The organism is Nocardioides pyridinolyticus, assembly GCF_054653575.1.
Genome location: NZ_BAAIFY010000060.1, coordinates 1 through 3841, shown reverse-complemented (window position 1 = coordinate 3841; position 3841 = coordinate 1). Strand labels below are relative to the sequence as shown.

Annotated in this window: 2 protein-coding genes; one reads left to right on the top strand and one right to left on the bottom strand. The window is 65.2% G+C overall.

The window, feature by feature from the left end:
* Positions 1-323: 323 nt before the first annotated feature.
* Positions 324-1529, bottom strand: coding sequence for a tyrosine-type recombinase/integrase (locus ACYQ0U_RS22555; RefSeq protein WP_459976131.1), 1206 nt, complete (start codon positions 1527-1529; stop codon positions 324-326).
* A 1386-nt stretch (positions 1530-2915) separates the two neighbouring features.
* Here ACYQ0U_RS22555 and ACYQ0U_RS22550 point away from each other — a divergent pair.
* On the top strand, positions 2916-3158 hold the full coding sequence (locus tag ACYQ0U_RS22550) for a hypothetical protein (RefSeq protein WP_459976130.1): 243 nt from the start codon (positions 2916-2918) through the stop codon (positions 3156-3158).
* Positions 3159-3841: the final 683 nt, after the last annotated feature.

Sequence of the window (3841 nt, the reverse complement as noted above, 5' to 3'; positions counted from 1 at the left end):
TTAGAGCTCGCCACTCATATCGGCTCGGTGGTCGGTTCGAGCCCGGCAGGCACCCTCCTGTGATGTCTCAGGACATCACATGGGTCACCCTTCAGCCGAAGGCGCACCTCACATGGGTGCCCCAGGCAGGAGTCGAACCTGCGACCTTTCGCTTAGGTTCGGCGGGCTTCACAGGGGGTCACTCCTGACCACCCTAGATCGACGTTTGCCCCGTGGTTGACCGGGAGCGACGCCTAGCGAACATCCCAAGAGGTCACATCGGGTCACGGGGGTTTAGGTCCAAAGTGGGGACGTTTGTGGGGAATCTGGGGAGCGCCAGCGGGCTACAGGTGTCCGGCTATGTCGCTCTTGTCGCCCTCAAAGTCCCGCCCGAGGTAGACGCGGGCAGTCATGGCCGGGTCGGCGTGTCCCAACTGGTCGGCAATGCGAACGATGGGGACGCCTGCCTCATGCAGCAACGTCGCCACGGTGCGCCGGAACGTGTGCGGGACTGCCCACGAGAACCCGGCACCGTCGAGAACGGCCCGGACGGCGTTCGCGCTGTTGGACTGGTCCCACGGCTTCTCAGGATCGGCCCTGAGTGCCGGAGAGGCGAACAGGTAGCCCTCAGCCCCAACCCGAGCCTTACGGGCGTCTAGGCGGTCCTGTAGCCATGCGGGGAGGGTCACGACCCGATCCGCGCTGCCTGACTTGGTGCCCCGGATGCGGCATGCCCCGGTGCCGGGGTCGTAGTCGTCCCACCGAACCGACCGGGCTTCTTCGATCCGTGCCCCGGTACCTGCGAGGAACGCGACCAGATCGGCAGTCGCCTGCCGCTTCCGGACAGAACGGGGGTTGAGGTCGAGAGCCGCCGCGTCGGCGTCGGCGTAGGCAATCACCGCGTCTCTCTCGTCGCGGGTGAACGCCCGTGTCCTGTCGCGTCCATCGTCCTTCGGGGTCTGCGACCGGATCGCCCGCACCTGACGCATGGCGTTGGCCGTCAGCACGCCGTTATCGACGGCGAACGTGAGCACGTTGGAAAGGACTGTCCGGGTGATCTTGGCCGCGCCGGTGCCGTGGTTGTCTGCGAGCCTCTGCAGGAAGATGCGCAACCGCTGGGGATCGTTGGCTTGCGAGAGCGTAAGTCCACGCACCGATGAGCCGTTCGCGTCCACGTAGCGGTCGAAACTCCCGGTGTAGTCGGTGACGGACCGGGCCGAGAGGCCCGAGTCTCTCCGTTCTGCCTGTGCAAGCCATAGCCGTCCCGCCGTGACTAGCGGCGTGATTGGCGTGAGCGTGTTCCCGCTGCTGTCGCCTTGCCGGAGCCGTTCGGCTAACCGCTTCTCGCATGCCTTGATCGCGGCGTGCTTGGTCCGTCCTACCGCGGAAACTTCCCGTCGTACGCCGTCCCAGCCTCGGAAGTACGCCCGCGCTCGGTGGCGCTCTGCCTTGCGCGCGTTCTCAGTGGCGACCCACCGCCCGTTGTCGTTGACCTGTGCCGTCGTCTCAATCTCTCCGTGCCCGCCGAGCGGGAGCGCCTTGCGTGCCATGCCGGGGATCGTACCTGCCGCCCGCGACCCACGTAGGGAGCGGGCATCCCTCCAATGCCCCTCTGGAAATTGCAGAAAAATGCCTCTCGCGGCCGAGTAGCCGCCGAGGGGCCAGGGACGCCGGGCCAACGCTGCGAGCCGCTAGAGGCTTTTATACGGCTTCCAGGACTTCCGCTCTGGGCTTTGCCGTTATCAACCCGTAATTCAGCGCGTTCCCGCTGGTGAGCGCGGACCTTTCTGAGACTTGCACGTTCGCAATCGTCTGGGGCCGCGCAAGACTGCCTCACTTTGCCGGGACCGGTTGCTAGAGTATGAATCGAAATTACCGCTCATGTTGTCGCCAGTATGACCGCTGGCGGCAGGCTTCGGGGGCCGCGGTCCGGAGCGCCAAGGGTCAGTGACGCGCCTGTAATCGGGCGTGGTTGCTGGCCCTTTCTCTATTTCCAGAAACGAAAGGGGAGCGCATGGAGAGGAACGAACTTCTTACGCCAGACGAGTTGGCGAGCCGTTGGGGAGTGAGCAAGGGCCACCTTGCAAACCTCCGTCACCGCAGCGAGGGGCTGGGATACCTCAAGATTCGCGGACGAGTCGCCTACCGTCTTGCCGACGTCCTCGCGTACGAGGACTCGGTCTACGTACCGGTGAGCGCATAAACCACCAAACAGAAAGGGAAGTGCCTATGGCAACTGACTGCTACACGATTGACGCCTCGCCGGGTCGAATCCGGGACGCTCGAAAGAAGAATGGCCGGGTCATCGGTATCCGGCTGCCGCGCCGACCGCTAACACTCTGCGGCAATAGCCGGTGCGTCCGTCCCGACCACATGGGACCGGCGAACACTCGCGGGGACCACCGTTGAATCGGGTCCGCGAAACGGAAACACTTTTCGAGACCAAGCGCGTTGAGCGCGAGATTGAGACGGCGCTCCGTCAGGGAATGTGTCGACCGTGCGCGGTCGAGACTGCCGAATGGACTGTGATCGGCCTAAGCCACATGCCCCGGATGAGCCTGAGCCTCTGCCGCTCCTGTGAGCGTCGGCTGAACCCGAAACCTCGGAAGAACTACCGGACTGGTCGTTACGAGTGCCGCCCGGTGAACCGGACGCGACCAGGCCGAAAGTCTCGGGCGCGGACTAACGCGATGTGCCGCCACTGCACGGGCAGTTTCGCCGCGAAGCGCTCCGATGCTCGCTACTGCTCTGGCCGGTGCCGAGAGGCGGCCCGGAGGGCGCGAAACGTGACGGCTATCCCGCGTGATCGGGGCAGGGTGTGAGCGCTCCGAAGGTGATTGCCCAGGCAGGGCCTTTCGCGGTCGTAGCCGTCACGCTGGCGGGCTCTCGTGGCTAGGCGGGCGAAGCGGAGTGAGGGCGGCGTACCGGGCTGGCAGGTGATCACCGGGACCGGTGACCCGTGGTCGAACGCCAACGAAACCGAGCGCTTGCAGGCGCTCGCTCTGGTCGAGCGCTACGGCGATGAGGCCGAGTGGACGACTGCGGGGCTTGCCGAGTTCTACGGCACCACCGAAGCGCCCATCCGGAATGCGCGGTGGTTGGCCGTCACTGCCGGACTGCTGGTGAAAAGCCGTGGCCGATGGAACGTGACCGACAAGGCGAGGGGGCTGGCATCGTGAGGCATACGTGGGAGTCACTGGCGCTCTCCGACCCGACCTTTCGCCGGGACGCGCTGCTAGTCGCAAAGGCTCTGGCGCGACTGGCCGACGAGTGTTGCGAAGTCACGGTGACGACTCGCTCTCTGGGTGACGCGATGCTCGGCCCGGGAGGCCGACACGATCCGGGGATGAGCCGTCCGCGTGACGGTTGGGAGCGGGCTGCCCGCCGTGGCCTGACAGCGCTGCTTCATGCGGGCTACGTCACCCGGCTGAACCGGTCTGCACCGCGACGGGAGCCCGGCCGCTATCTGCTGGTCATTCCAGCGCCGAGGCTGGTCGATGCCTGACCTTTGCGCAGACCTCTTGCGACGGGCTGAAAAGCGCTTCTGACCTGGGCAAACAACGACCTTTGCGGGTTAGTAGAGCAAGTCTTTGCGGCAGCCACGACCGGCGCTTGAGGTCGGTGCAACTAACTCATCCAGCGTCAGGCCGTCGCCTCAAGGCGTAAGGCCGGGGCCATTCACCCATTGACGGCGGGTAACCACAGGGTAGAAGTAGGTAACCGCCTTCCGTCGCATTTCAGAGAAGAGATGGAATCCCCACGGGATTCCGACTAGTTCAACTGAACCAACGCACGCGTAGGGATTCCACCGGTTGTTATTGACCTGGTGGGCGGCTAGCCCCCCCCTGGGGAGGGGGCGGTA